Raw genomic sequence first — 25,346 nt, forward strand, 5'->3', positions numbered from 1 at the left:
GCCTGCGCCGGCCGCGCCTAGCGCCGCAATTCCATCTGGATCGGCCCCTCGCGCCGGCCATGGGTGAACTGATCGACCACGGGATTGCCCGTCTCCATCAGTGCCGCCGCCGGGCCTTCCCAGATGATGCGGCCCTTGTGCAGCATGGCGGCACGGTCCCCGATGCGGCGGCAGCTCGCCATGTCATGCGTGATGGCGATCGCCGTGCTGCCGAGGCCGCGCACGCAATCGACGATGAGGCCGTCGATCACCGCGCCCATGATTGGGTCGAGCCCGGTCGTCGGCTCGTCGAAGAACATGATCGCGGGTTCGGAGGCGATGGCGCGGGCGAGCGCCACGCGCTTCTGCATGCCGCCCGAAAGCTCGGCGGGCGCGAGATCGCCGACCGAAGGCGCGAGCCCGACCTGGCCGAGCACCTTATCCGCCCGGGCATGCGCCGCCGCCCGCGGGGTGCGCCGCTTGGCGATGAGGCCGAAGGCGACATTGTCGCGCACGGTCATGCTGTCGAAAAGCGCGCCGTTCTGGAACAGCATCCCGATCTCACCCCGCGCCGCTTCCCGCGCGCGGGGGCCGAGGGCCAGGATATCCTGCCCGTCGATCTCGATCACGCCCGCATCGGGCTCGATCAGCCCGAGGATGCATTTGAGCAGGACGGATTTGCCGGTGCCCGAGCCGCCGATGACCACCATGGAGGTGCCGGCCGCGACATCGAGATCCACCCCATCCAGCACCTGCTTGTCCCCGAAGGCCTTGCACAGGCCGCGGATGCGGATTTTCGGCTGGCTGGCGTCGCTCATCGGGAGAAGAAAACCTCGGTCATGACATAGTCGAGCGCCAGCACCAGCACGGAGGCCATGACGACGGCCGAGGTGGTGGCCGAGCCGACGCCCTCTGCCCCGCCGCGGCTGCGATAGCCGTGAAAGCAGCCCGAGAGCGCGATGACGAAGCCGAAGACCACCGCCTTGGCGAGGCCGAGCGTCACGTCTCCCGGTTCCAGCGCCGCATAGACGCTCTGGATGAAGGCCGGGCCATCGAAGCCGAGCTTGACGGTGCAGACGATGAAACCGCCGAGCACGCCGAGGATATCAGCGACGATGACAAGCAGCGGCATGGCGATGATGCCGGCAAGCAGCCGGGGTGCCACAAGATATTTCATCGGCTTGGTGGCGAGCGTCTGCAAAGCGTCGATCTGGTCCGTCACGCGCATGGTGCCAAGCTCAGCCGCCATGGCCGCCCCCGCCCGCCCCGCCATCATCAGCGCCGCCAGCACCGGCCCCAGTTCGCGGGTGACCGAGAGGGCGACGATGCTCGCCGTCTGGCTCTGCGCGGCATAGCGGGCGAAGCCGGTATAGGATTGCAGCGCGATCACCATGCCCGCGAAGATGGCGGTGAGCGCGACCACGGGGAGCGAGAGGAAGCCCATCGAGATGAGCGCGCGCCCGACGAGGCGCGGATAGAAGGGGGGCAGGAGGATGTTCACCAGCCCTTCGGCTGCGAAGATCGCCAGGGCCCCGGTGGAGCGGAGGGACGAAATCGCCCAGCGGCCAAGCGCCGCCACGGCATTCAGAATCGCGTTCATGCGTTCAGATAGACTCGATGGAAGCGCCTGCCCAGAGCGGTGAGGATTTCATAGGCATTGGTCTCGGCCCGCGCGGCCAGCCGCTCGGGCGGAATATCCGGCCCGATCACCTCCGCCCAGGAGCCGATCTGCGCCTCGGGGCAGTCCGTCACGTCGATGGTGACGAGATCCATCGAGACCCGGCCGACGACGGGGCAGAGCCGCCCGCCGATCGAGACCTCGGCGCGATTGCCGAGCAGCCGGTGATAGCCATCGGCATAGCCGATCGGCAGGGTGGCGATGCGGCTTGGCCGCGGGGCGCGCCATTGATGATCGTAGCCGACGCCATTGCCCACCGGCACCTCGCGCAGCGCCATCACCCGGGCCCGCAGGCAAGCGACCGTCTGCATCGGATTGGCTTCCCCAGGCGTCGGGTTGATGCCGTAGAGCGCGGCGCCTGGGCGGGCGAGGTCGGAAGCGAAAGCCTCGCCCAGAAAGATGCCGGAGGAATTGGCGAGCGAGCGCGGCACGCCTGGGAAGAGCGCGGCAATCTCCGCGAAGCGCGCTGCCTGCGTCGCATTGGCCGGGTGGCCGGGGCTGTCGGCCGCCACCAGATGCGTCATGACATAGCGAAGATCGAGGCCGGCGCTGCAATACTGCCGCCCGGCCAGCGCCCGCGCCTCGGCCGGGGCGAGGCCGGTGCGGTTCATCCCGGTATCGACATGCAGGAGAGCCGGCAGCTTGCGCCCGGCCCGCATGGCGGCCGCATTCCAGGCGGCAACCTCGCCCATGGTGGCGAGCGCCGGGGCGAGGCCATGCTCGATGAAAACCTCCTCCTCGCCCGGCCCGAGCCCGTGCAGCACGACGACGAGGGCGCCCGGAACCTTGGGCCGGATCTCCACCGCCTCCATCAGATGGGCGGTGAAGAAATGCCGGCAGCCCTCGGCATGCAGGCGGGCGGCGATCTCCACCGCGCCGAGCCCGTAGGCATTGGCCTTGAGCACGGCGGCGGTCTGCCGCCTGGCGAGCGGGGCTGGCGCGCCATCGGCTGCGGGCAAGGGCGGGGTGCTGCCCGCATGCCGGGCGCAGAGCAGATGCCAGTTGCGGGCGAGCGCCGCGAGATTGATTTCCAGCACCGACCCGCCGGCCGCGAATGGCTCAATGATCGCCCTTGTCCTTCCGACCCAACAGCATTGCGGCGGCGCGCCTGCCATCCAGCACCGCCCCACCGACGGTGCCGGCCGAGCCATCGGTGCGGCAGGCCTCCCCCGCGAAGAGCAGCTTCCCGCCGCCGAGCGGCTCTGACAAGCGCTGGCGCCCGGCGGTCGCCCCCGGCCGGGCATAGCTATAGGCGCCGAGATGGTGCGGATCGGTGCCCCAGCGCGTGGCAAAGCAGCCTTCGGCAAAGATCGCCGTGGCCTCGGCCCCCAGCATGGCGCGCCATTGCGCCCGCATCAACGCATCCGCCGCGCGCGGATCGGCGGCGATCGTCCAGGCGCCCTGACCGCCGATGAAGCCGATGACGTGATCCTCCCCGCGCGGCCAGGCGATGAAGCTGACGAAGGGATCGCCCAGCCGCTCCCGCTTGGCGAAAAGATGCGTCTGCGCCGGCAGGCCGAGCCGCCCGGCGCCCGCCGCGCGCAGCACGACCTTGCTCAGCAGGCCCATCGGCAGGCCAGCCACCGCCTCGGCCGTTTCCGCCGGCAAGGGCGGATCGAAGGCGATGCCCCCGGCATTGAGCACGCCGGTGGAGACGGTGACGATCGCTGCCCCCGCGGTGACGCTGCCCTGCGGCGTCTCCACCCGAACCTCCCTGCCGCCCCAGCAGATCCGCGCCACTGGGCAGGAGAGCCGCAGCGGGCCAGCGGCTGGCAGCAGCAGATCGAGCAGCAGCGTGCCGAGGCCCTGCGGGGCGATGAGGTTGCCGCCCTCCAACTGGTTGAGGCGGAAATCGGCGAGGCTGAGATCGGGCGCGTCCGCCGCCTCGATGAGGCTCGCCTCCCAGGCCTCGATGGTCGGCGCCCAGGGGTTTTCATGGCGGAAGGGGCCGATCGCGCTCGCGAGATCGGTATCGGGCGCCGCCGGCGCGCTCATCACGATCCGCTGCCAGTCGGCGGCGGCCTCCTCATAGGCCGCGCGCTCCGCCTCGGTCGCCGCGCGCCCGGCGATCCGCATCCTGCTTTCCGAGCGAAAGGCTTGGCGGAGCGGGATACCGCGGGCCTCGGCGAGCGGCACCAGCGGGTTGCGCTCGGCGATATGCAGCCAGGCCGCGCCTTCATCGAGCCAGGCGCCGCCGAGCAGCGCCGGCCGCGTCGTTCGCGCCCGGCCACCGGGCTCAGCCGCCGCTTCGAGGATGAGGGTGCGCTTGCCCGCCGCTTGCAGGGCGGCTGCCGCCGCGAGCCCGGCCGCACCCGCCCCCACGATCACGGCATCGACTTCCGCCATCGCCCGCTATCCGTGGCTTTCCTGATGCACCTGATCGAGATCACCGAAGCGGGTGAATTCGCCCTCGAAGAAGAGGTCGATCTTGCCGGTCGGCCCATGGCGCTGCTTGGCAACGTAAAGCTCCGCCTTGTTATGCACCCGCTCCATATCCTGCTGCCACTTGTCGAGCGCGGCCTGGAACTTGTCCTCCGATTCGAAGGCCATCTGCTTGGGCGCGCGCTGGGCGAGGTAATATTCGTCGCGATAGATGAACATCACCATATCGGCATCCTGCTCGATCGAGCCCGATTCGCGCAGATCGGAGAGCTGCGGCCGCTTGTCCTCGCGGCTTTCGACCGCGCGGCTGAGCTGCGAGAGCGCGACCACGGGGACCGATAGCTCCTTGGCCAGCGCCTTCAGCCCCTGGGTGATCATGCTGATTTCGAGCACGCGGCTTTCCGGCCGTGTGCCCGCCGCCGGGCGCATGAGCTGGAGATAATCGACGATGACGAGGCAGAGGCCCTTGCTGCGCTTGAGGCGCCGGCAGCGGGTGCGCAGCGCCGAAAGGGTGATCGCCGGCGTATCGTCGATCTCCAGCGGGATCTGGGCAATCTCCCGCGCGACCTGGACGAAGCGGTCGAAATCCTTGGGCCCAATATCGCCGCGGCGGATACGGTCCCCGCTCACCCGCGCTTCCTCGGCGAGCAGGCGCCCGGCCAGCTGCTCAGCGCTCATTTCCAGTGAGAAGACGGCAACCGACCCCTTCATGCGCGGATCCCCGCCGCCCTCCTTGAGCGACTCGGCAAGCGAAGCCCGCGCCGCACCCGAAGCGATCTTGGTGACGAGGGCGGTTTTGCCCATGCCCGGCCGCCCGGCGAGGATGACGAGATCGGAGGGATGCAGCCCGCCGGTCTTGGCATCGAGATCGCGCAGGCCGGTCGAGATGCCGGAAACCCCGCCCGCCCGCTGGAAGGCCCGCTCGGCGCTTTCGATCGCGAGCGTCAGGGCTTTTTCGAAGGTGATGAAGCCGCCCTCGGCGCCGCCCTTGGTGGCGAGGTCGAAGAGCTGCTGTTCGGCCGATTCCATCTGGGCGCGGCCGTCAAGCTCGGGCTCCGCCCCGAAGGCGCGGTTGACCAGGGTTTCGCCGATATCGATGAGCTGGCGGCGGAGCCAGGCATCGTGGATCGCCTGGCCGTAATCCCCGGCATTGATGATGCCGATCATGGCCGTCAGCAGCTGGGCGAGATAGGCGGTGCCGCCCACCTCATCGAGCACGCCGGAATGCTCGAACTCGGCCTTGAGCGTCACCGCATCGGCCAGCATCCCGGCCTCGATCCGGCGGGAGATCGCCTGGAAGATGCGCCCATGGATCGGATCGGCGAAATGCTCGGGCGCCAGGAACTCCGACACCCGTTCATAGGCCTTGTTGTTCGCGAGCAGCGCGCCGAGAAGCGCCTGCTCGGCTTGCAGATTGCTGGGCGGCAACCGCTGGCCGAGGGTGGCGAGCGGAGAGTCGATGTTGTCCATCCCCGCATCATAGACCGGGAGGGCGCCCGGCAGCACCCCCTGCGGCTTGTGAAGGACGGGGATAACCAGGGGCGCGGCTGCCGGGCCGCCGCCTCAGGGCGTGATCGCGACCTTGAGCACACCGTCCCGCTGATGGGCGAAGAGATCATAGGCCTGCTCGATATCGTCGAGCCGGTAGCGATGGGTGACGAGCGGCCCGAGATCGACCCGCCCAGAGGCCACCACCGCCATCATCCGCCGCATCCGCTCGCTGCCGCCGGGGCAGAGGGTGGTGAGGATCTTGATATCCTTGAGCCCCGCGCCGAAGGCCCCAAGCGGAATGGTGAGATCCCCGGAATAGACGCCGAGGCTGGAGAGCGTGCCGCCCGGCCGCAGCACTTCGAGCGCGTTCTGGAAGGTCTTCTGCGTGCCGAGCGCCTCGATCGCGACATCGACACCGCGGCCGTCCGTCAGCCGCATGATCTCCGCCACCGGGTCCATCTCGCGGAAATTGATCGTGTGATCGGCGCCGAGCCGCTTCGAGATTTCGAGCCGCCCGGCGAGGCCATCGACCGTGATGATGGTGCTCGCCCCCGAAAGCCGGGCACCGGCGGTCGCGCAAAGCCCGATCGGGCCCTGGGCGAAAACCGCGACCGTATCGCCGATCGCGACCGCCCCGCTTTCCGCACCCGAGAAGCCGGTGCTCATGATATCGGGGCACATCAGTACCTGCTCGTCCGTGAGGTTATCAGGCACGCGGGCGAGATTGGCCGAGGCATCCGGCACCAGAAGGTATTCGGCTTGCGCGCCGTCGATCGTATTGCCGAAGCGCCAGCCGCCCAGCGGCTTGAAGCCATGCCGCGTGCCGGCGCCGTCCTGGGAGCCGCAGCCGCACTGGCAGGCCTGGCTGACGCCCGAAGGCGTGATGGCCCCGGCGATCACCCGCTCGCCCTCACGGAAGCCCTGCACCGCCGAGCCGAGCTTTTCGATGATGCCGACCGGCTCGTGCCCGATCGTCAGCCCCCGCGCCACCGGATATTCGCCCTTGAGGATATGGATATCGGTGCCGCAGATCGTCGTCGTCGTGACGCGAATGACGGCGTCCAGCGGCCCCGGCTCGGGCACCGGCTTCTCACCGAGAATGATCCGTCCTGGTTCGATAAAGATCGCGGCCTTCATCTTGCCCATGGTACGACGAGCTCCCTGGCGTTGAGAACTCCTTCATAAAGCCTCGGCGGATCATGGGGGTTGATATGGATCAAGCGGGGCCTCTGCGGCGCGATCCGCCGCGCCGAGAGATCAGGGCAGCATGCTGCCGGTCTCGACGAAGCGCTGATGCCAGGAGAGCGCCTCGTTCAGCAGCGACGGGCTTTGCTGGCCATAGGAATGCTGGCGGGCGCGGTTGAAATAATCCCGCAGATGCGGGCGATAGGTGGGATGCGCGCAGTTCTCGATAATGAGATCGGCGCGGCGCTTGGGGCTGAGGCCGCGCAGATCGGCGAGGCCCTGCTCCGTCACGATCACCTGAACATCCTGGGTGATGTGATCCACATGCGAAGCCTGCGGCACGATCGCCGAGATGGCGCCCCCCTTGGCGGTCGAGGGCGTCATGAAGATCGAGACATAGGCGTTGCGCGCGAAATCGCCCGAGCCGCCGATGCCGTTATAGATCCGGCTGCCCATGATATGGGTGGAATTGACGTTGCCGTAGATATCCGCCTCGATCAGCCCGTTCATCGCCAGGCAGCCGAGGCGGCGGACGAGTTCGGGGTGGTTACTGATCTCCTGCGGGCGGAGGATGATCTTGTCGCGGTAGCGGGACATGTCCGCATTGAACCGCTCCGCCGCCTCGCGGCTCAGGGAGAAGCCGGTCGCGGAGGCGACGCGGATTTTGCCGGCGGCGATCAGATCGAGCATGCCGTCCTGGATGACCTCGGTAAACGCCGTCATCTCCGTGAAGGGCGCATCGAGCAGCCCGGACAGGACCGCGTTGGTGATATTGCCAACGCCCGATTGCAGCGGCAGCAGACTCGGCGGCAAGCGCCCGCGGCGAACTTCGTGGCCGTAGAATTCGAGGAGATGCCCGGCGATGCCGCGCGCCGCCTGGTCTGGCATGGCGAAGGGCAGATTGCGGTCTGGCGCGTCGGTTTCGACGATCGCGACGATCTTGGCCGGATCGACGCGCAGATGCGGCTCGCCGATGCGGTCGTCGGGGCGGATCAGCGGGATGGGACGCCGATCAGGTGGCAGTGCCGTGCCGTAGTAGATATCGTGCATGCCATCGAGCGCTGCATCCTGCCAGGCATTGACCTCCACGATCACCTGGCTTGCGCGATCAAGCCAGGTCTTGTTGTTGCCAACGGATGAGGAGCCGATGAGATGGCCATCCTCGGTAATGCCTGAAACCTCGATCAGCGCGGTATCGAGCGGGCCGAGGAAACCCTGCCAGGCCATCGGCGCGACCTGGCTCAGATGCATATCGAAATACTCCATCTCGCCGCGGTTGATCTTCTCCCGCGCCACCGGATCGGAATTATACGGCAGGCGGAACTCGATGCCGTCGGCGCGGGCCAGCGCGCCATCGAGTTCCGGGCCGGTGGAAGCGCCGGTCCAGACCTGGATGCGGAAAGGATCGCCCGCGGCATGGCTCTGTTCGATCTGCCGCGCGAGCGCCTGGGGCACCGCCTTGGGATAGCCCGAGCCGGTAAAGCCGCTCATGCCGACGGCGGTGCCGCTGCGGATAAACCGCGCGGCCTCTTCGGCCGGCATGATGCGGGCGGCAAGCGCCTTGCTGCGGATGCGGGGATTGCTGCTCATCGATCCGTTCCTCGGGGCGCCGCTGCGAGCGCATGCCGGGGGAGGATCGCGCGGTGGATGCGCGGGCGACTATGACATGGATCAATTCGCGGCCGCCGGCTGGCCGCGCCCTCCCGCCGCAACCGGGAAAGCGCGCCCCGCGAACCGCCGCGGCCGAGATCAGGCGGCGGCGCGCTGCTCCGGCACCGCCGAGACGGTGATTTCGAGCATCCGCGCGCCGTCGAGCAACAGGATGGCGCCACCATCCGTCCACCGCCAGCCGCCCTCGGCCGCGTGCCAGCCGGCCATCAACTGACGCGCGGCGAGCGGCAGCGGCTCGCCATCGCGGCGGATTTCCGAAATCGCCACACCGAGGCGGCGCGAATCCCCCGCAATGCGCTGACCATCGGAGCGGAGGCGCACGGCCACCATGCCGGGCGCGATCGGGAAGCGGAAACTGCCCTCCTCCGGCAGCCAGACCATCTGCACCGTTGCCGCCTCAAGCCCGGCGCGGAGCGCCGCGAGCATTTCGCCCTCTTCCAGAACCGGCAGGCAAGGCTCGGTCGGTGCCGGCGGCAGCGTCTCCGGACGCCGCTCGTCGAACAGCATCTGGCTGCGGTCGTCACGATAGGTCTCGACCGCGACACCCTCCGCGCTGATCACATCATGCGTTTCGAGTTCGATATGGTAATAGACGATCTCGCCCGGCTCGCCAGTGCGGGAGATGCTGGCGCCGTTGATGAGGCTCTCCGCCCGCACCAGGTAGCCATCGAGCATCAGGCAATGCTCGGGCGAGAGGAAGAGGTCGCGCTTCGGCAAGCCTTGCCCGAGCGATCCGGCACGCAGGCAGACCGGCTGGATAAGCCGCACGACGCGCGCATCGGCGGCGGAGAAAGCGCGCCGCCCGATCCAGCGGATCGGCCGTGCCGCACCGCTCACGGTGCTGACGAGATCGCCCACCGCGAGGTCTTCCACCTGCACCTCGCCCGCGGGCGTGGTGATGCGCGTGCCGGCGAGGAAGCAGGGCATCGCCCCGCTGTTGATCGTGTAATCCTGCAGCGGGCGGCCCGAGAAGCCGAGGCCGAACAGGCCGAGCGGGGTTTGGATCACCGGCACGGACGAGCCATCCGCCGAGATGAAGCCGATATAGCGCCCGATCACCGGCAGGCCATCGAGCGAAACGGTGACCGGCGTGCCGGTCTTGAGGCTGTCCAGGGAGTTGGCGAACTCGCTCGTGATCTGGCCGATGACCGGCACGGGGCTGACCGCGGTAACGCCGTCATGCTGACCATCCGGCACCAGGTAGGTGAGAGAGGTGAAGTTCTCGAGCAATCCCATGATCGTCCCCGCAAATAAAAGCTGCGCGCGTGAATATTAACAAAACACTAACTCTGTGCGCGGCTTTGACTACGCATGGCGACTGGCAAGAACAACCCGACTATTGATATATTCAAAAGGTATTATATACCTCTCATTTTTGGGTGGGTTACGCCCACTCTCTGCATATGACTTAGCCTGCATTGCTTAGCGTACGACCCTAAGGGCTTAGCTATTCTGAGGCGATGTGCCTCGCCGTTTCCCCCATAGGGTAGGATCGCCGCTGCGCTTCTCCTCTAATCCTTATAGTAATGTCCACTTATACACACACGAAGACTTGAGAATTTATTGCCCTTTATCGGAGTTCATCACGAATATGCGCTTGGTGGCTCTACGGTCCTTCTGGTTTGATTTGCCTAGAAAGCGGCAGCGATCGAGCGCTTGACTGCCCCCGCCCCGCCATGATTTGGTCTGGCTGTCCGACCAATCTGAGGTGCTGCTTGCCGCTCGGCCCCCTGCAGACAGAAACGCTCGACCAATCGGTGCTGAAGGCGATTGCCGCTTTCGCGGCCGAGCGCGGGCTGAAGCAAGGCGATCGTCTGCCGACCGAACGCTTGCTGGCGGAGCGCCTCGCCGTCAGCCGCAGCACAATCCGCGAGGCGCTGAAGCGCTGGGAGAGCCTCGGCATCGTTGAAATGCGCAAGGGATCTGGCAGCTACCTCCTCCGCCCCGTCTCGCCGAGCAGCCTGCACATGCCGCTGACGGTGGAGGGCCAGGATCTCCAAAGCCTGCTGCATATGCTCGATGTGCGCCGGGCGCTGGAGGCCGAGGCCGCGGCGATCTGCGCCGAGCGTGCGACGGCGGCCGAGATTGCCGCGATCCGCGCCCGGCTCGACGCGATGGAGCCGGTCTTCTTCGGGCCGAAGGAGATTTCGGCCGAGGCGGACTGGGCCTTTCACCGTGCCATCATCGAGGCCGCGGGCAATCCGCTCATCACCCAGATCGTCGATGGCCTGCGCAACCTCATGCACCGCTTTTGGGAATCGCCCCTCGGCATGGATGATTTCGGCTTCGCGAGCTTCCCCTTCCATCGGCGGATCTACGATGCGATCGCCCGCGGCGATGCGGCCCAGGCGCGCGAGGAGACGATGAAGCTGATGGCAACGGTGCGCGACGATCTGCTCCGCGGCGCCGCCGCTGCCGAGGGCGCCTCCCGTGGCTGAGCCATCAAGCGCGGTAGGCCGCGCGCGCCTCCTCGCCGATGCCGCGACTTTGCTGGCCCATGATGCGGCCTCGGCCTTTGACCCGGTGGTGCCGCCGATCTATCAAACCTCGCTCTTTACCTTCGCGAGCTACGCCGAGATGGCGGAGACCTTCGCCGGCGAGCGCCGCAGGCCGGTCTATAGCCGCGGCGACAACCCAACGGTGATGGCCTTCGAGGCGCGCATCGCCGCCCTCGAAGGCGCGGAAGCGGCCCGCGCCTTCTCCTCCGGCATGGGGGCGATCAGCGCGACACTGCTCGCCCTTCTCCAGGCAGGCGATCGCATTCTCGCCGTCCGCCATCTCTATAGCGACACCTTCCGCCTGTTCGAACGGCTTTTGCCGAAGCTCGGGATCACCGCCGATTACGTGGATGGCAGCGATACCGAAGCGGTGATCGCCGCCATGCCCGGGCATCGCGTGCTCTACCTCGAAAGCCCAAGCTCGATGGTATTCGCGCTGCAGGATGTGCCGCGCTTGGCGGCTGCCGCGAAAGCGCTCGGCCTCATCACGATCATCGACAATTCCTGGGCAACTCCGCTCTTTCAGCAGCCCATCCGGCATGGGGCCGACCTCGTGCTGCATTCGGCCTCGAAATATCTCGGCGGCCATTCCGACACCGTGGCCGGCATCGTCGCCGGGCGCGCCGAGCTGATCGACCGTATTTCGCAGACGACCTTCTCCCTGCTCGGCGCCAAGCTCTCGCCCTTCGAGGCCTGGCTGCTGCTGCGCGGCCTGCGCAGCCTGACCCTTCGGCTGCCCCGGCACGAAGCGAGCGGCCTGCTCATCGCCGAGCGGTTGCGCGCGCATCGAAGCGTGACGGCGGTGCACCACCCGGCCTTCAGCGAGCATGCGGGAAAGGCGACGCTGCACGGCCATACCGGCCTCTTTTCCTTCGAGTTCGCGCCGCATGTGAATGTGCCCCGCTTCATCGACGCGCTGCGCCTGGTGCGCATCGGCGTGAGCTGGGGTGGGCATGAAAGCCTTGTGGTGCCGGCGCTGGCGAGCCTGCGGCAAACGCCGCAATACAACGCCCTCGCCCGCTTCGGCGTGAGCCCGCATCTCATCCGGCTTCACGTCGGCCTGGAAGATCCTGAACACCTCTGGCAAGACATTGCGGAGGCAATCGGCGTGGCAGAACAAAAATGAAGGAGGATAAGATGGCAAAACCCGTCCGGCACCGCCTCGGCACGCTTCTCCTGGCAGCGACCGCCGCGCTCGGCCTCGGCGCGCTCACCGCACCGGCGCGTGCGGATACCACGCTCAGGGTTGTGGAAGTTATCCCGAGCCCGGCGCGCACCGCCCTCATCCAGCAGGAATTCGCGGCTTTCGAGAAGGCGCATCCGGGTATCCATGTCAAGCTGACCTCCCTTCCCTGGTCGGACGCTTTCGAGAAATTCCTCAATATGGTGCAGGCGGGGGACACGCCGGATATCGTCGAGATGCCGGACCGCTGGCTCGGCCTCTATGCGAATAACGACGAGCTGCTCGATCTCGGCCCCTATCTCAAGCAAACCCCGGCGCTTGCCGGGCTCAGCCAGAGGGCGATCCAGTTCGGCTCGGCCGTGCATGATCGGCTGTACGAAATCCCCTACGGCTTCTATGTCCGCGGTCTTTACTGGAACAAGAAGCTTTTCGCCGCGGCCGGGCTCTCCGCGCCGCCCGCGACGATGGCGGAGTTCGTGGCCGACGCCAAGAAGATCTCCACCCTCCGGGGCAAATACGGCTATTGCCTGCGCGGCGGCCCTGGCGGCTTTTCCGGCATTACCATGTTCATGAACACGATGGCCGGCGAGCCCGGCTATTTTCATGCCGATGGCACATCGAACATGAACGATCCTGGCTCTGTCAAAGGGCTGCAGATGCTGGCCGACATGTATAAGGACGGCTCGGCACCGCCGGACAGCGTCAATTGGGGATTCAACGAAATCGTCGCCGCCTTCGTCTCCGGTACCTGCGCCATGCTGGATCAGGACCCGGATGCGCTGATCGGCATCCAGGGCAAGATGAACCCGAGCGATTTCGCGGTCGCGCCCATTCCGCTCGGCCCGGCCGGCAAAGCCTATCCGACGCTCGGCTATGGCGGATGGTCGATCCTCGCCAACTCGCCGCACAAGAAGGCCGCCTGGCAGCTGCTTTCCTTCATGGTCTCGCCTCAGAACAATCTTGCCTGGTCCAAGGTTGTCGGCACCTTGCCGATCTATCAGAACGCGACGCAGAACGCCTATTTCCAATCCGACAAATTCAAAGGCTGGTTCGAGGAACTGACCGACGGGAAGAAATACGTGCTCGTGACGCCGCCGACCTATCTCGAAGGCTTTGGCGACCTTTACGATAATATCTCCATCAAAACCTTCCAGCAGGTTCTGCTCGGCCAGAGGACGGCGCAAAGTGTGGCCGACCAATGGGCGCAGTATCTGACGCAGCAGATGCAGGCTTACAAAGCCAAGCAGGGCGCCCATTGATCCGCTGATGCAGCAGCCGCAAGCCTATCCTCTCGGCAGGCCGGGCCGCCGGGCCCGGTCTGTTGCCCTGGCGGCCGAGCCATGGGCCTATCTCGGCCCGTCGCTCCTGCTGCTGGCGCTCGTCCTTCTCGTGCCGCTTGTCATCGGCATCGGCTATTCCTTCCGCCGCTTCACCGCCTTCCGCTCCCACTTCGTGGGCCTCGGCCAGTACCGGGCGATGCTGCATGATCCGGCGCTCGGCCAGGCTCTCTTCAACACGCTCTGGTGGACGGTGGGCAGCCTCGTTCTGCAATTTCTCCTCGGCCTAGGTCTCGCGCTCCTGCTCAACCGCCGCTTCGCCGGGCGCTCCCTGGTGCAGGCCCTCGTCTTTCTGCCCTGGGCGGTGCCGAGCTTCCTTGCCGGCCTCACCTGGGCTTGGCTCTTCAACCCGATCATCGGGCCGCTTCCCCATTGGCTGGCCGCCGCCGGCCTCTTCCGCCAACCGCGCGATATCCTCTCCGATCCGCATCTCGCGATGTGGGGGCCGATCATTGCCAATGTCTGGTTCGGCATCCCCTTCTTCGCGATCACCCTGCTGGCGGCACTGAAATCGATCCCGGGTGAACTCTATGAGGCGGCCGCGCTTGACGGGGCGGGCGCCTGGCAGCGCTTCACCCGGTTGACGATCCCGTTTCTGGCACCCACCATCGCCATCACCGTCATGCTCCGCACCATCTGGATCGCAACTTTCGCTGACCTCATCTTCGTGATGACCGCGGGCGGGCCGGCGGGTGCCACCAACACGCTCGCCACCTATATCTATGTCAGCGCCTTCCGCGCGATGGACAAGGGCTACGCCGCTGCGCTCGCCGTGCTGCTGCTCGCCCTCCTCGTCGCCTATGCCCTCGTCATCATCGGTATGCGGAGAAGGTTGCTGCCGCAATGAGCCGCCGATCCGCCACCTGGCAGCGCGGTGCCGGCCGCTGCGGCCTCTATCTCGCGCTTGCCGCCTACCTCGGCTTCGCGCTCTTTCCGCTGTTCTGGACGCTGAAGATCTCCCTCACCCCCACCCGGCTGCTCTACACGCAAGGGGTGCGCTTCTGGCCGGGGGCCACCACATGGCATAACTATGCCGCGGTCCTCGCGGATACGAATTTCCCGCGTTTCTTCCTCAACAGCGTCATCGTCTCCAGCGCCACGGCCCTTGCCGTCACCGCCATGGCCTCGGCCTCCGGCTATGCGCTCTCACGCTTCCGCTTCCGCGGCAAGCGCGCGGTCGGCTTCGCGCTGCTGCTGACGCAGACCTTTCCGCTCGTCATGGTCATTCCGCCCATCTACCGCATCATGGGCCACTTGCATCTGACGAACAGCCTGACCGGCCTCGTCATCATCTACACGGCCTTCAACATTCCCTTCGCGACCTTCCTCATGCAATCCTTCTGCGATGCGGTGCCGCGCGATCTGGAGGAGGCGGTGCTGATCGACGGCGGCACGCGACTTGCGGCCCTTCTCCGCGTCATCCTGCCGCTCACGCTTCCCGGCATGATGGCGACGATCGGCTTCGTCTTTACCGCCGCGTGGAGCGAGCTGCTCTTCGCCCTGATGCTGATTGACGACCCAAGCCGCATGACCTTCGCGGTCGGCCTGCTCTCCTTCATCGGCAAGTTCGACGTCGATTGGGGGCAGATGATGGCCGCGGCGACGCTCGGCCTCATTCCCGCCTGCCTCTTCTTCGCCCTGCTTCAGCGCTATCTCGTCGCGGGCCTGAGCGCCGGCGCGGTGAAGGGCTAAACCCGGCGCGCCCGCACATCCCTCAGGATCTCGCGCGCCGCGTTGTGGCCGGGAATGCCGGAGACGCCGCCGCCCGGATGCATGGAGGAGCCGCAAACGTAGAGCCCCTGAACAGGCGTGCGATAATCGGCATAGGTTGAGACCGGGCGCTGGAAGAAAAGCTGGTCGGCCGACAATTCGCCATGAAAGATGTGGCCCTGGGGCGAGCCGATGATCGCCTCGATATCAGGCGGCAGCAGCGTCTGCTCGGCGATGATCTCACCGGAAAAACCCGGCGCGTAGTTGTCGATCGTCTTCAGGACAGTCTGCTTGAAGCCGGCACGCTCCGTCTGCCAATCGCCGTTCTTGAGCGTATAGGGCGCATGGCCGCCGAAAACATTGACGATGTGCTTGCCCGGGGGCGCCAGCGTGTTATCGACGATCGTCGGCGTACACAGCGTCATGAAAGGTTCGGCGGAATACCAACCGTGCTTGGCATCGTCATAGGCACGCTCGAGATAGTCGATATCCGGTGCGATATGGCAATAGGTCGGGTAGGGAAAACTGCCGAGCGACCCGTCCTGACGGGCCTTGTCGAGAATGCGATATTGCGGCGGCTGCTCGCAGGCGATGTTCATCTTGAAGGCGGTCGAGAAGGTGCGATAGCCGCGCACCTCGCGCAGGATCTCGGGCGGCACCACGCCCTCGGGCAGCATATCGAGATAGAGCGACTTGGCGCTGACATTGGCGGCCAGCACGCGGGCCCGATAGACATCGCCCTTTGTCGTCACAACCTCACGGGCGCGGCCTTGGCTGACGCGGATCTCAGAGACCGCCGCCTCCGTCACGATCTCCACGCCCTTTTCGCGCGCAGACGCGGCGAGCGCCTGGGTGATCGCCCCCATGCCGCCCTTGATGAAGCCCCAGCCGCCGGCGCCTTCATGCTCTCCCATCACATGATGCATGATGACATAGGCGGAGCCAGGGCTTTTGGGGCCGGCGAAAGTGCCGATCGAGGCGTAATAGGCGAGGCAAGCCATCACCCGATCATCCTCGAACCATTCGCGTAAGTAATCATAGGCGCTCATCGTCAGAAGATCGACGAGCCGGTACATCTTCCGGCCGATCTTGCGATACTTCCAGAGCAAGCTTGCCGATTCGCGGAAGCTCCGCCAGCCCGGCCGGGATGGATCGACCGGCGTTTCCCATAGCAGGGAGCGGACGATCTTGGTCGCCTCCTGCAGATAGGCATCGAACTGCGGGTAGATCTCCGCATCGTGGCGGGAGAATTTGGCGAAGCTTGCCTGGGTCTTTTTCATATCCTCGGAAAAGAGGATGTAGTCATCGTAGGAGACAGAGGAGATCATATCCGAGCAGGGCAACACTTCGAGCCCGTGGCGCGGCAATTCGAAATCCCGGATGATGCGCGGATGCAGCAGGCTCATCAGATAGGAGAAGATCGAGGCACGAAAGCCGGGCGCGATCTCTTCCGTGACCGCTGCACCGCCGATGACGGCACGACGTTCCAGAACCACGACCGAGAGGCCCTTGCGCGCCAGATAGTTGGCGCAGACCAGCCCATTATGGCCGCTGCCGATGATCACCGCATCGTATTGTCGCGCGATCGTCTCCGCCATATTCAGCCCTCCAGCCCCGGCAGCGCCCGCCGCACCATGTCCTGAAAGGCGCTGACCGCCCGCTCCTGCCGCGGCGAGAGGATGCCATGATCGTAGATCCCCGCTTGCAGATTGCGCTGCACGCCGGTGACGATTGCCAGATCCTCCGTGATGATCTGGGCGGACCAGGCGGCAGAACGCTCATTCTCCGCCGCCCTCTCGGGGCTTATATCCGAGAACAGATACCAGTTGACATGCCGCAGCCGCCCCGGCCCGAGGGGTTCCACCGTCGCGATCGAACTGCCCCATTCGTAGAGATTGAGCATGAGAAAGGGAAACCGGTAGAAATAGAGGCCATCCGTCATCCCGCCATCGCGCTTGGGCCCGTAGAGATGGAAGAGCCCATGCTCGGGATAGGAGTCGATCGTATAGCGGCTGATGTCGAGGCTTTCGCAGAGGCCCGGATGCATGTTCGGGCAATGGTAGCATTCGAGATAGTTCTCGCCATAGGCTTTCCAATCGACATCGACCTCGCGATTCTTGGCCGAAAAGAACTTCTGGCTTTCGAGGGGATAATGCGCGGCGAGCGGCACGATGGGGCCCAGCCAGTCGATCAGGCTCGGGCCCTCCAGGCTGATGCGGATGAAGACGAGGCCGCGCCATTCGGCAGCGGCGATCGGCAGGAGGGACCAATCCGCCGGCTGCACGGCATCCTTCCACGCACCGAAGCCGGGGGCCCTGGCAAGCCCGCCATCGAGCGTGTAGGTCCAGCTATGATAGGGACAGCGCACGACGCCGCCGGGCATCGTGCCGCATTCTTCCTGCGTCAGCATCGCCGCGCGATGGCGGCAGACATTGTGGAAGCCCTTGAGGCTGCCATCCTGCTGCCGCAGGAGGATGATCGGCAGGCCGAGCATCGTGCCGGTGAGGAAGCTGCCGGGCTCGGGAAGTTGATCGCTCCGCCCGAAGAGCAGCCATTCGCGCATGAAGATGTCCCGCCGTTCGCGCTCGAACAAGGCCGGATCGCGGTAGCAGTGGGCCGGCAGGGTCCGCGCGATCGGCTGCGCTTCGGCTTTTTCGATCAGAGACATCCTCGCCTCCTTCCAAGATAGCGCTGACGTGGCGCAAGCCGCGGCCTCTGCCGCACCATTGCGCCCGCCTCAGCGGATGGCAATGCGCGCCCCCGCCGCTTCGGGCCAGGGCAAGGCTTCCTGCGTCTTCGCCAAGCGCTCGATCGCCGCGATCACCTCCGCCGCCGCCGCCGCAGCGCGCCGCGCATCGGCATCGACATGCAACAGCATCTGCTCGGCGGTAGCGACGATCCGCCCATCCGCATGCAGCAGGCAATGGAAGAGATGCAGCCGCTTCGCATCATGGCCGAGCAACTGGGTGGTGACGCGATAGGCCTCGCCCAGCCGCATCTCGCCCAGATGGCGGAGATGCGTCTCCACCGTATAATAGCTGAATCCGCGCGCGAGCATCGCCGCGTCCATCCCCAGATGCGCGAGCAAGCGATCGGTCGCCGCGCCGAAGACTTCGAGATAGCGATGCTCGGTCATATGCCCATTATAGTCGATCCACTCCGCGGGAACGCTTCCCTCTCCGCCGGCAAACAGTGCCGCCGGCGGCACGATCCCCTGGCCGTGGCGCAGACGCTCCTCGAAACCGGCAAGCACCCTGCCTGCGGCAAATTTCTGTTCCTTCAGCGCCTGAATGACCCCGATGAGACAGTCGTCCCGCTTCGCCTCCAGCGCCCGGAAGGTCCAATCCCCGGCCTGCGCGTCAGACTGCGCGGCGATGCGATCGATCAAAGCCTCCGTCAGCTCCGGCACCTCTGTCAGGCGCGTCCAGGGCAGCTTCAGCGCCGGGCCGAACTGCGCCATGAAATGCCGCATTCCCGCCTCACCGCCGGCAAGGCGGTAGGTCTGAAACGTGCCCATGAAAGCCCAGCGCAGCCCCGCACCGAAGCGGATTGCGTCATCCACCTCCTCGACAGTCGCGATGCCATCATGCACGAGCCAGAGCGCCTCGCGCCACAAGGCTTCGAGCAGACGGTCGGCGATGAAGCCGTCCACCTCCTTGCGGACGTGCAAAGGCTGCAAGCCGATCGCGCTGAAAAAGGTGGCGGCCCGTTCGATCGCGCGGGGCGCCGTCTTCTCCCCACCGCAAAGCTCGACGAGGGGCAGAAGATAGACCGGGTTGAAGGGATGCGCGACGAGGAAGCGTTCCGCATGCCGCATGCCGCTCGCGATGCGGGATGGCAGAAGCCCGGAGGTCGATGAGCAGATGAGCGCCTCGGGCTCTGCATGCCGGTCGATCTCGGCCAGTATCTGGCGCTTGATCTCCTCGTTCTCGGGCGCGCTTTCCTGCACCAGATCAGCCGAGGCGACTGCTTCCGCGAGGCTCGCGGCGAAGCGCAACGCCCCCCGCGGCGGCAGCGGCGCGCGCAGCAGCTTCGTCCAGGCGCGTGCGGCGAGGCCGATCATTTCGTGAAGCCTGCGCTCCGCCTCGGGGTGTGGATCGTACACCGTCACATCATGGCCGGTGAGGAGAAAGCGCGCCGCCCAGCCGCCGCCGATGACGCCGCCACCGATGACGGCGCAACGCCGTATCGCGCTCAACGCCCAGCCTCCGTGGGCAGGCGCTTTTCGAGGCGAAGCTTGGCGCGCACCTCGGCCGGCCCCAGGATGCGCACGCCCATGCTCTCGGCGATCTTGAGGGCCTTGGCAACAAGCTCGGCATTCGTCGCCGGCACGCCGCGCGACAGCCAGATATTGTCTTCGAGGCCGACGCGGATATTGCCCCCCGCCAGGAGCGCCATGGCGACATAAGGCAACTGCATGCGGCCGATCGAGAATGCCGAGAAGATCGCGCCCGGCGGCAGATTCGCGCGGAGCGCCATGAGCGTGAGCGGATCATTCGGCGCCCCGTAGGGAATCCCCATGCACAGCTGGATCAACACCGGATCTTCGATCAGACCTTCGCTGATCAATTGCTTGCAGAGGACGAGGTGGCCGGCATCGAAAACCTCGATCTCCGGCCGCACACCCAAAGCGCGGACCCGCGCGGCCATCGCCCGCAGCATGCCGGGCGTGTTCGTCATCACATAGTCGCCTTCAGCGAAGTTCATCGACCCGCAATCGAGCGTGCAAATCTCGGGCAGCAGACGGGCAACATGCACCAGCCGCTCCTCCGCGCCCACGAGATCGGTACCTATACTATTGAGCGGCAGCGGGCGTTCCACGCCGCCGAGGACGAGATCCCCGCCCATGCCGGCTGTGAGGTTGATGATGACATCTGTTTGCGAAGCCCGAACGAGCCGGACGACCTCGGCATAGAGCGCAGGATCGCGCGCGCCTTGGCCGGTCGATGGATTGCGCACATGGATATGCGCGATCGCGGCACCGGCTTCCGCCGCGCTGATGGCAGCGGCGGCGATCTCTTGCGGCGTGATCGGCACATGCGGATTCTTGGCCCGCGTATCGCCAACGCCGGTGACCGCGCAGGTTATGAACGCATCCCAATTCATGCTCGCCCATCCACGGAAATCGCCTCCCCGGCAGAATGCGGCCCCATTCATGGTGCAGCCGCCGGCCTTGCCGTGCTATACAATTTGCGAAGAAGTTCATCCCATTCACGAAAAGCCGCCGATGCCCGCCCCTTCCCGCCCGAACCTGCCGCGCCGCTTCGATGTGCTCGTGCAAAATCCCTTTTCGCTGATGTGCCTCGCCGCGATCATCGAGCCGCTGCGCGTCGCGAACCGGGTGGCTTCGCGCCGGCTCTACCAATGGCGCCTCATCACCCGCGATGGCGCGGCCGCGCTCAGCACCTCGGGCCTCACCTTCGGCGTTGACGCGGCGCTCGACGCGGGCGAGCCGCGCGAGGCGCTGATCCTCATCGGCTCCTACGCGCCACGGGTGCGGGATGCGGCGCTGCGCGCCGATCTGCGCCGTGCCGCACGTGATGGCGCGATCATGGGCGGCATCGAGGCCGGCACCTGGGGCCTCGCGCGGGCGGGGCTGCTGCATGGCTTCGCCGCCACCACGCATTGGGAGGATCTCGCGGAATTTGCCGAGACTTTTCCGAAGGTTGACGTGCGGCAAGATCGCTTCGTGATGGACCGCAAGCGGTGGACGGCGGGGGGCGCCGCCCCCGCGCTCGACATGATGCTGACGATGCTCGCCGAAGAGCATGGCCTGCCGCTGGCCCTCAACGTCGCCAGCGTCTTCGTGTACGACCAGACACAACCCGGCTCCGCGCCGCAGCCGGCGGCCTCCCTCGGGCGGCTGTTGCAGGACGATCCGGCGCTGGCGCGCGCCATCACGCTGATGCAGCGCCATGTCGAGGAGCCGATTTCCATCGAAGCCGTCGCCGCGCGCGCGGGCGTGCTGCGCCGCACCCTCGAACTTCGCTTCCAGGCGCGGCTCGGCCAATCTCCACATCACTTCTATCTCGATCTGCGGCTCGCCGCTGCCAAACGCATGCTGGAGCAAAGCGTCATGACGGTTGCGGAAATCGCGACCGTGCATGGCTTCGCCTCCGCCTCCTCCTTCGCGCGTGCCTTCAGACGACGCTTCCAGATGAGTCCGCTCGATGCGCGCGCGGCGATGCGCAAGCCGATCCCCGCGGCAACCGGCACGATGGAGGCCTGACGCGATGGCAATTCGCGAGACTTAGCCTCGCATTTCCGCAAGCGCTCAGGGCAGGCGGATGGATTATTCCTGCACCGAGAGCAAAAAGGATCTTGCGTTTTTGAGCATGCAGGTGAAAATCTGCAAGCAGCGGCGGCCGATCTTCCGCCTTCATCAACACAGCCTTGATGCCTCTGCCTCTCCTGTATGGCTTTGCCTTTCAAATGAGGGTTTGCGTGACAGGCCATCCATTCGCTTCCCCGCATGCGAGAGCCGGACGAGCCTGCCCCCGCTTCGGCGGGCAAGCGCTCCGGCAGGCCGGCCGGTGAGGCGGCTCGTTCTCCGGCGGCTGGCCTTCGGGCTCATCACGCTCTTTCTCGTCTCGCTCGTCATCTTCGCCGCGACGCAGATCATGCCGGGCAATGCCGCGCGCGCCGTGCTCGGCCGGGACGCGACGCCCGCGGCCCTGCATGCCATGGAGCACAGGCTGCATCTGGACGAGCCGCTGACCACGCAATATCTCCACTGGCTCGGCGGGATCTTCACGGGGAACCCCGGCACCTCGCTCGTCAATGGCGAGAAGGTGCTGACGGAGGTGATGCCGCGGGTGCGCAACTCGCTCACCCTGCTGCTGCTCGCCGGGCTGATCGGCGTGCCGCTCTCGATCGGCGCCGGCATTCTCGCCGCGAGCCGCGCCGCCGGGATGTTCGACAGCGTGATCTCGGTGGTGGCCCTGGCCTTGGCCGCGACGCCGGAATTCGTCGTCGGCCTCTTCACCATTCTCCTCTTCGCGACATCGGTGTTTCGATGGCTGCCACCAGTCTCTCTGGTGCCACCGGGCACGAGCGTCTTCGCCCGGCCGCAGATCCTCGTGCTGCCCGTGCTCACCCTGGTGCTGGTGATCTTCCCCTATCTCTTCCGCATGATGCGCGGCTCGATGGCTGAGATCCTGCAAAGCGATTACGTGGAGATGGCGCGGCTCAAAGGTGTCAGCCGGCGGCGGACCATCCTCGTGCATGCGCTGCCCAATGCCGTCGCCCCCACCATCCAGGTCATCGGCCTCACCTTCGCCTATCTCGCGGGCGGGGTCGTGCTCGTCGAATACGTCTTCGCCTATCCCGGGATCGGCCAGAGCCTCGTCTATGCCATCTTCGCGCGAGACCTGCCGGTGATCCAGTTCGAGGTGCTGCTGCTCGCCGCCTTCTATGTCGGGCTCAATATCCTCGCCGATGTCGCGACCATCCTCGTCACCCCCAAGCTGCGCGCCGGCGCCTGGCAGACGCAATGAGGGGGCGGGCCGCTTCCGCCTTCGGCCGCTTCCTCTCGCTCGGCTCGGGCGCGGCCGGCCTCGTGCTGGTGCTGCTGGTCCTCGGCGTCGCGCTGATCGGGCCTTTCGTCGCGCCCCATTCGCCGACTGCCTTCGTCGGCATGTCCTTCGCCCGTCCTTCCGCCCGCTATCCGCTCGGCACCGATCAGCTCGGGCGGGACACGCTTTCCCGCGTGCTGTTCGGCGGCTGGCGCATCCTCCTGATGGCGGCAGCGGCGACGCTCATCGGCGTCGGCACGGGCGCGCTCCTCGGCATGGTGGCGGGCTACCTCAAGGGCGTGATGGACGAGGTGGTGATGCGCGCGGTGGACGTGCTCATGGCCTTTCCGCAACTCGTGCTGGCGCTGCTGTTCATCAGCCTCATCGGCCCGAAGCTCTGGCTCGTCACGCTGCTGGTGGGCGCGATCCATGCGCCGCAGGTGGCGCGGGTGTTTCGCGCCGCCACCTTGCGCGTGGCATCGGAGGATTTCGTGCGGCATGCGGAATCGCTCGGCATCGCGCCGCTCCGCATCATCCTGCGCGAGATCATGCCGAACGTGACGGCGCCGCTGATGGTGGAACTCGGCTTGCGGCTGGCCTATTCGGTAGCGCTCATCGCCGGGCTGAATTTCCTCGGCTTCGGCGTGCAGCCGCCCGCCGCCGACTGGGGGACGATGATCAACGAAAACCGCATCGGCCTGATGACGAGCCCCTGGCCGGTGCTGGTGCCGATCATCCTCATCGCCCTGCTCACGATCGGCATGAACCTGCTGACGGATGCGATGGCCCGCACTATCCATGGCCGGGCGAGGCGCAGCGACGCGCCGGCGATGGACGAGGTGACGGCGACGCAGGCGCAGGCGCAGACGCAAACGCCGGTGGCCGCCGCCGGGCGGGTGGCGCCATGAGCGGCACGACAGAGAGCGTGCTGGCGGCGCGTGGCATCGAGATCCGCATCGCCGGCGGCGGCCCGGCGATCGTCGCGGATGCCGATTTCTCCCTCGCGCCGGGGGAGATCCTCGGCCTCGTCGGCGAATCAGGCTCGGGCAAGACGACGCTCGGCCTCGCGCTGCTTGCCCATCATCGGCGCGGCCTCGCCATCTCGGCCGGGCAGCTGACGGTCGGCGGGCAGGATCTGCTGGCGATTGCGCCCGCCGATCTGCCGCGCCGGCGCAAACCCTTGATCCGCTACGTGCCGCAGGATTCGGCCACCGCCCTCAACCCGGCATTGCGGATCCGTACCCAGCTGATCGAGAATTTCGACGATCCCGCGCAGGTGACGGAGGCGATGCTGATTGCGCTGCTCGAAGAGGTGAAGCTGCCGGGCCGGCGCGGCCTGCTGCGCGCCTTTCCGCACCAGCTTTCGGGCGGGCAGCAGCAGCGTGTGGCGATCGCCATGGCTTTCGCCGGGCACCCGCGCGTCGTCGTAATGGATGAGCCGACGACCGGGCTTGATGTAACAACCCAGGCGCATGTGCTCGATACCGTGCGGCAGCTCTGCGCCCGGCATGGCATCGCCGCCGTCTATGTCAGCCACGATCTCGCGGTGGTCGCTTCCCTCGCCCATCGGGTGGCGGTGATGTATGCGGGCCGCATCGTCGAAATCGGCGCGACGGCGGATGTGCTCTTCGCGCCGTCCCACCCCTATACGCGCGATCTGTTGCGCGCGGTGCCGGATATCGAGAGCCGCGGGCATATCGCCGGCATCCCGGGCCAGGCGCCGGAGCCGGGGCGCCGGCCGCCGGGCTGCGCCTATGCGCCCCGCTGCAGCCTGGCGCTGCCCGCCTGCCGGGAGAGCCTGCCGGCGCTTGCGGAGACGGCCGCCGGCCATGCGGTGCGCTGCCTGCGGGCGGCCGAGATCGCGCCCGGGGCCGCGCTACAGCCTGAGCCGGCCGCCGCACCCTCCGCCGGCGGCGCGCCGATCCTCACCGTTTCCGGCCTCATCGCCCGGCATGGCAGCAGCGAGATCCTGCATGGCATCAGCTTCGCCGTGCCGGAAGGCAGCTGCGTCGCGCTCGTGGGGGAGTCTGGCTCGGGCAAGACCACCCTCGCCCGCTGCATCGGCGGCCTGCATGGCGATCTCGACGGCGCGATCACCTATCGTGGCGAGGCCTTGGCCGCAGGCTCCCGCCATCGTGCCCCGCTGCTCCGCCGGCGCATCCAGTATATCTTCCAGAACCCTTATGCCTCGCTCAATCCCCGGCGAAGCATCGGTCGATCCATCCGCATCGCTCTCGAAACTTTCGAAGGCCGGCTCGGCCGGGGCGAGGCGGAGGCGCGCATCAGGGGCGTGCTGGAGCAGGTGGCGCTTCCCGCCTCCGCCCTCGATCGGCATCCGCATGAACTCTCGGGCGGGCAGCTGCAACGCGCGGCGATCGCCCGCGCGCTCATCCTCTCGCCCGATCTGCTCATCTGCGATGAGGTGACATCGGCGCTCGATGTCTCGGTGCAGGCGGTGATCGTCGCGCTGCTGGCCGAGCTTCAGCGCGAGCGCGGCCTTTCGATGCTCTTCATCACCCATAACCTCGCGCTGGTACGCAGCATCGCGCAGCATGTCGTCGTCATGCAGGGCGGCACGGTGATCGAGGCGGGAGGTGTCGATCAGGTGCTGGACGCGCCGCGTTTCGAAGCAACCCAGCGCCTGCTTGCGGATGTGCCGCGCTTCGCTTCCGCCGCCTAAAGAGCCGGTGATGGTCGCGCGCGCGCCCCTGAAACCGC

21 protein-coding genes are annotated in these 25,346 nt (G+C 66.7%); 9 read left to right on the forward strand and 12 right to left on the reverse strand.

The window, feature by feature from the left end:
* Positions 1-17 precede the first annotated feature (17 nt).
* From ACYQ7X_RS15730 to ACYQ7X_RS15765, 8 genes are all read right to left on the reverse strand, one after another.
* Entirely contained in the window at positions 18-797 is a 780-nt protein-coding gene (locus ACYQ7X_RS15730; protein WP_459698015.1) for an ABC transporter ATP-binding protein, read from the reverse strand.
* Positions 794-1,579: an MlaE family ABC transporter permease gene (locus ACYQ7X_RS15735; RefSeq protein ID WP_459698016.1), complete on the reverse strand. Its 786-nt coding sequence runs from the start codon at positions 1,577-1,579 to the stop codon at positions 794-796. The genes ACYQ7X_RS15730 and ACYQ7X_RS15735 overlap by 4 nt, the downstream gene beginning before the upstream one ends.
* The gene (gene alr / locus ACYQ7X_RS15740) at positions 1,576-2,694 is read right to left on the reverse strand and encodes an alanine racemase (RefSeq protein ID WP_459698017.1); all 1,119 of its coding nucleotides are present in this window, start codon (positions 2,692-2,694) and stop codon (positions 1,576-1,578) included. Before alr ends, ACYQ7X_RS15735 begins: the two co-directional genes overlap by 4 nt.
* A 22-nt stretch (positions 2,695-2,716) precedes the next feature.
* The gene (locus ACYQ7X_RS15745) at positions 2,717-4,003 is read right to left on the reverse strand and encodes a flavin monoamine oxidase family protein (RefSeq protein WP_459698018.1); all 1,287 of its coding nucleotides are present in this window, start codon (positions 4,001-4,003) and stop codon (positions 2,717-2,719) included.
* Positions 4,004-4,009: 6 nt separating this feature from the next.
* Positions 4,010-5,509, reverse strand: a complete 1,500-nt coding sequence (locus tag ACYQ7X_RS15750; RefSeq protein ID WP_459698019.1) for a replicative DNA helicase — start codon at positions 5,507-5,509, stop codon at positions 4,010-4,012.
* Between the two features lie 93 nt (positions 5,510-5,602).
* The gene (locus ACYQ7X_RS15755) at positions 5,603-6,676 is read right to left on the reverse strand and encodes an NAD(P)-dependent alcohol dehydrogenase (protein ID WP_459698020.1); all 1,074 of its coding nucleotides are present in this window, start codon (positions 6,674-6,676) and stop codon (positions 5,603-5,605) included.
* A gap of 111 nt (positions 6,677-6,787) precedes the next feature.
* The gene (locus ACYQ7X_RS15760; protein ID WP_459698021.1) at positions 6,788-8,305 is read right to left on the reverse strand and encodes an acetyl-CoA hydrolase/transferase family protein; all 1,518 of its coding nucleotides are present in this window, start codon (positions 8,303-8,305) and stop codon (positions 6,788-6,790) included.
* Between the two features lie 159 nt (positions 8,306-8,464).
* Positions 8,465-9,622: a Hint domain-containing protein gene (locus tag ACYQ7X_RS15765; RefSeq protein ID WP_459698022.1), complete on the reverse strand. Its 1,158-nt coding sequence runs from the start codon at positions 9,620-9,622 to the stop codon at positions 8,465-8,467.
* 479 nt (positions 9,623-10,101) lie between these two features.
* Here ACYQ7X_RS15765 and ACYQ7X_RS15770 point away from each other — a divergent pair, with 479 nt between their 5' ends.
* From ACYQ7X_RS15770 to ACYQ7X_RS15790, 5 genes are read left to right on the forward strand one after another with little or no spacing between them, the layout of a single operon-like run.
* Entirely contained in the window at positions 10,102-10,824 is a 723-nt protein-coding gene (locus tag ACYQ7X_RS15770; protein ID WP_459698023.1) for a FadR/GntR family transcriptional regulator, read from the forward strand.
* Positions 10,817-12,010 (forward strand): aminotransferase class I/II-fold pyridoxal phosphate-dependent enzyme, encoded by a 1,194-nt coding sequence (locus ACYQ7X_RS15775; RefSeq protein WP_459698024.1) that lies wholly within the window; start codon positions 10,817-10,819, stop codon positions 12,008-12,010. The genes ACYQ7X_RS15770 and ACYQ7X_RS15775 overlap by 8 nt, the downstream gene beginning before the upstream one ends.
* An 11-nt stretch (positions 12,011-12,021) precedes the next feature.
* Positions 12,022-13,326, forward strand: coding sequence for an ABC transporter substrate-binding protein (locus ACYQ7X_RS15780; RefSeq protein ID WP_459698025.1), 1,305 nt, complete (start codon positions 12,022-12,024; stop codon positions 13,324-13,326).
* 7 nt (positions 13,327-13,333) lie between these two features.
* Entirely contained in the window at positions 13,334-14,251 is a 918-nt protein-coding gene (locus ACYQ7X_RS15785) for a carbohydrate ABC transporter permease (protein ID WP_459698026.1), read from the forward strand.
* Positions 14,248-15,096, forward strand: a complete 849-nt coding sequence (locus tag ACYQ7X_RS15790; protein ID WP_459698027.1) for a carbohydrate ABC transporter permease — start codon at positions 14,248-14,250, stop codon at positions 15,094-15,096. The genes ACYQ7X_RS15785 and ACYQ7X_RS15790 overlap by 4 nt, the downstream gene beginning before the upstream one ends.
* Here ACYQ7X_RS15790 and ACYQ7X_RS15795 read toward each other — a convergent pair.
* From ACYQ7X_RS15795 to ACYQ7X_RS15810, 4 genes are all read right to left on the reverse strand, one after another.
* Positions 15,093-16,712: a phytoene desaturase family protein gene (locus tag ACYQ7X_RS15795; RefSeq protein WP_459698028.1), complete on the reverse strand. Its 1,620-nt coding sequence runs from the start codon at positions 16,710-16,712 to the stop codon at positions 15,093-15,095. The genes ACYQ7X_RS15790 and ACYQ7X_RS15795 overlap by 4 nt on opposite strands.
* 2 nt (positions 16,713-16,714) lie before the next feature.
* Positions 16,715-17,782 carry an aromatic ring-hydroxylating oxygenase subunit alpha gene (locus tag ACYQ7X_RS15800; protein ID WP_459698029.1) on the reverse strand — a complete coding sequence of 356 codons (1,068 nt, stop codon included), beginning with the start codon at positions 17,780-17,782 and terminating at the stop codon, positions 16,715-16,717.
* 69 nt (positions 17,783-17,851) lie between these two features.
* Positions 17,852-19,312, reverse strand: coding sequence for a carnitine 3-dehydrogenase (locus ACYQ7X_RS15805; protein WP_459698030.1), 1,461 nt, complete (start codon positions 19,310-19,312; stop codon positions 17,852-17,854).
* Positions 19,309-20,220 (reverse strand): beta-keto acid cleavage family enzyme, encoded by a 912-nt coding sequence (locus tag ACYQ7X_RS15810; protein ID WP_459698031.1) that lies wholly within the window; start codon positions 20,218-20,220, stop codon positions 19,309-19,311. Before ACYQ7X_RS15810 ends, ACYQ7X_RS15805 begins: the two co-directional genes overlap by 4 nt.
* A gap of 121 nt (positions 20,221-20,341) precedes the next feature.
* On the opposite strand from ACYQ7X_RS15810, the gene ACYQ7X_RS15815 reads away from it, so the two are divergent.
* The 4 genes from ACYQ7X_RS15815 to ACYQ7X_RS15830 all read left to right on the forward strand — a co-directional run bounded on the left by ACYQ7X_RS15815 (position 20,342) and on the right by ACYQ7X_RS15830 (position 25,308).
* Positions 20,342-21,343: a GlxA family transcriptional regulator gene (locus ACYQ7X_RS15815; protein WP_459698032.1), complete on the forward strand. Its 1,002-nt coding sequence runs from the start codon at positions 20,342-20,344 to the stop codon at positions 21,341-21,343.
* 304 nt (positions 21,344-21,647) lie between these two features.
* A complete protein-coding gene (locus ACYQ7X_RS15820) occupies positions 21,648-22,610 on the forward strand; it encodes an ABC transporter permease (RefSeq protein ID WP_459698033.1) in 963 nt (320 codons plus the stop codon).
* Entirely contained in the window at positions 22,607-23,536 is a 930-nt protein-coding gene (locus tag ACYQ7X_RS15825; protein WP_459698034.1) for an ABC transporter permease, read from the forward strand. The genes ACYQ7X_RS15820 and ACYQ7X_RS15825 overlap by 4 nt, the downstream gene beginning before the upstream one ends.
* Positions 23,533-25,308: an ABC transporter ATP-binding protein gene (locus tag ACYQ7X_RS15830; protein ID WP_459698035.1), complete on the forward strand. Its 1,776-nt coding sequence runs from the start codon at positions 23,533-23,535 to the stop codon at positions 25,306-25,308. Before ACYQ7X_RS15825 ends, ACYQ7X_RS15830 begins: the two co-directional genes overlap by 4 nt.
* Positions 25,309-25,346 lie beyond the last annotated feature (38 nt).

It is taken from the genome of Acidisoma sp. C75 (assembly GCF_054665095.1).

Coding starts and splice junctions, on each gene's coding strand:
- ACYQ7X_RS15730 (WP_459698015.1), bottom strand. CDS start 797: ATGAGCGACGCCAGCCAGCCGAAAATCCGCATCCGCGGCCTGTGCAAG.
- ACYQ7X_RS15735 (WP_459698016.1), bottom strand. CDS start 1,579: ATGAACGCGATTCTGAATGCCGTGGCGGCGCTTGGCCGCTGGGCGATT.
- ACYQ7X_RS15745 (WP_459698018.1), bottom strand. CDS start 4,003: ATGGCGGAAGTCGATGCCGTGATCGTGGGGGCGGGTGCGGCCGGGCTC.
- ACYQ7X_RS15750 (WP_459698019.1), bottom strand. CDS start 5,509: ATGGACAACATCGACTCTCCGCTCGCCACCCTCGGCCAGCGGTTGCCG.
- ACYQ7X_RS15755 (WP_459698020.1), bottom strand. CDS start 6,676: ATGGGCAAGATGAAGGCCGCGATCTTTATCGAACCAGGACGGATCATT.
- ACYQ7X_RS15760 (WP_459698021.1), bottom strand. CDS start 8,305: ATGAGCAGCAATCCCCGCATCCGCAGCAAGGCGCTTGCCGCCCGCATC.
- ACYQ7X_RS15765 (WP_459698022.1), bottom strand. CDS start 9,622: ATGGGATTGCTCGAGAACTTCACCTCTCTCACCTACCTGGTGCCGGAT.
- ACYQ7X_RS15780 (WP_459698025.1), top strand. CDS start 12,022: ATGGCAAAACCCGTCCGGCACCGCCTCGGCACGCTTCTCCTGGCAGCG.
- ACYQ7X_RS15785 (WP_459698026.1), top strand. CDS start 13,334: ATGCAGCAGCCGCAAGCCTATCCTCTCGGCAGGCCGGGCCGCCGGGCC.
- ACYQ7X_RS15790 (WP_459698027.1), top strand. CDS start 14,248: ATGAGCCGCCGATCCGCCACCTGGCAGCGCGGTGCCGGCCGCTGCGGC.
- ACYQ7X_RS15795 (WP_459698028.1), bottom strand. CDS start 16,712: ATGGCGGAGACGATCGCGCGACAATACGATGCGGTGATCATCGGCAGC.
- ACYQ7X_RS15800 (WP_459698029.1), bottom strand. CDS start 17,782: ATGTCTCTGATCGAAAAAGCCGAAGCGCAGCCGATCGCGCGGACCCTG.
- ACYQ7X_RS15810 (WP_459698031.1), bottom strand. CDS start 20,220: ATGAATTGGGATGCGTTCATAACCTGCGCGGTCACCGGCGTTGGCGAT.
- ACYQ7X_RS15815 (WP_459698032.1), top strand. CDS start 20,342: ATGCCCGCCCCTTCCCGCCCGAACCTGCCGCGCCGCTTCGATGTGCTC.
- ACYQ7X_RS15825 (WP_459698034.1), top strand. CDS start 22,607: ATGAGGGGGCGGGCCGCTTCCGCCTTCGGCCGCTTCCTCTCGCTCGGC.
- ACYQ7X_RS15830 (WP_459698035.1), top strand. CDS start 23,533: ATGAGCGGCACGACAGAGAGCGTGCTGGCGGCGCGTGGCATCGAGATC.